This is a genomic window from Mesorhizobium sp. M0410 (assembly GCF_040321435.1).
Classification (GTDB): domain Bacteria; phylum Pseudomonadota; class Alphaproteobacteria; order Rhizobiales; family Rhizobiaceae; genus Mesorhizobium.
The window spans coordinates 1-1,057 of record NZ_JAMYRN010000070.1 but is presented as its reverse complement, the minus strand read 5'-3'; the positions used below and the strand labels follow the sequence as shown (position 1 = coordinate 1,057).

General features: G+C 62.1%; 1 protein-coding gene and 1 pseudogene. Both read left to right on the top strand.

Annotation, left to right across the window (positions count from 1 at the left end):
• Nucleotides 1-239 (top strand): annotated as a pseudogene (locus tag NKI63_RS30635) (molybdate ABC transporter permease subunit); the annotation flags it as partial.
• A partial coding sequence (cysW, locus tag NKI63_RS30630; protein ID WP_352824128.1) for a sulfate ABC transporter permease subunit CysW occupies nucleotides 232-1,057 on the top strand: 826 nt, incomplete at its 3' end. The pseudogene NKI63_RS30635 and the gene cysW, both read left to right, overlap by 8 nt.

Below are 1,057 nucleotides of genomic sequence, written 5' to 3'. Positions count from 1 at the left end.
TCGTCACCGGTTTCGCGCTGGCCTTCGCGCGCGGCGTCGGCGAGTACGGTTCCGTCATCTTCATCGCCGGCAATCTGCCCTATAAATCCGAAATCGCACCGCTTCTGATCGTCATCCGGCTGGAGGAATATAATTATGCGGCGGCGACCGCGATCGCGGCGATCATGCTGGCGCTGTCCTTCGTGATGCTGCTGGTCATCAACCTGGTGCAGACCTGGAGCCGCAAGCGCTATGGCTGACCCGGAGATCAAATCCTACGCGCCGCACCATGAAAGCCAGTCGCCGGCGGTGACGGAAAGCCGCACGGCGAGAACCGTGCTGATGGCCCTAACGTTTGCGTTCCTTGCCATCTTCCTGCTCTTGCCGCTGATCATCGTCTTCAAGGAAGCTTTCGCCAAGGGCATCGAGGCCTACACACAGGCGCTAGGCGAACCGGATACGCGCTCGGCGATCCGCCTGACGCTTCTGGTCGCGGCGATCTCGGTGCCGCTCAACATCGTCTTCGGCATTTCCGCCGCCTGGGCCATCGCCAAGTTCGAATTCAAGGGCAAGGCGTTCCTGACCACGCTGATCGACCTGCCCTTTTCCGTCTCGCCGGTCATTTCGGGGCTTGTCTACGTGCTCTTGTTCGGCGCGCAAGGCCTGCTCGGCGCCTGGCTCAGGGCGCATGGCATCGTCATCCTGTTTGCGGTGCCAAGCATCGTGCTGGCCACGATCTTCGTCACCTTCCCCTTCGTCGCCCGAGAATTGATCCCGCTGATGCAGGAACAGGGCAATGGCGATGAGGAGGCGGCCCTGTCGCTCGGGGCCAATGGCTGGCAGGCGTTCTGGTACGTGACGTTGCCCAACGTCAAATGGGGATTGCTCTACGGCGTGCTGCTGTGCAATGCCCGCGCCATGGGCGAGTTCGGCGCGGTCTCGGTGGTGTCCGGCCACATACGCGGATTGACCAACACCATGCCGCTGCATGTCGAAATCCTTTATAACGAGTACAATGCCGCCGCCGCCTTTGCCGTCGCTTCGCTGCTTGCCGGCCTGGCGCTCGTCACGCTGGTCT